The sequence below is a fragment of the Saccharothrix sp. NRRL B-16314 genome (genome assembly GCF_000716595.1).
Lineage (GTDB): Bacteria > Actinomycetota > Actinomycetes > Mycobacteriales > Pseudonocardiaceae > Actinosynnema.
Genome location: NZ_JNXC01000268.1, coordinates 1 through 222, shown reverse-complemented (window position 1 = coordinate 222; position 222 = coordinate 1). Strand labels below are relative to the sequence as shown.

The window sequence follows — 222 nt, the reverse complement described above, 5'->3', positions numbered from 1 at the left end:
GGTAACGGCTGGAGTTGACCGGTACTAATAGGCCGAGGACTTGTCATGAAGACGCTACGCATCCACTGTGCGGTTCTGAAAGAACCGAACCGGACCATCGGGTCCAGACTTGTAGGAGTCTGGTCTGGTGCCTACGGGTTGGTAATTTCATAGTGTTTCGGTGGTCATAGCGGTTGGGGAACACCCGGTCCCATTCCGAACCCGGTAGTTAAGCCTTCCAGC

The 222-nt window shown here is 55.0% G+C and carries 1 rRNA gene; it reads left to right on the top strand.

The features are described 5' to 3' along the window. Nucleotides 1–156 precede the first annotated feature (156 nt). Nucleotides 157–222: ribosomal RNA gene (gene rrf / locus OQ02_RS39950) — 5S ribosomal RNA — on the top strand; the annotation flags it as partial.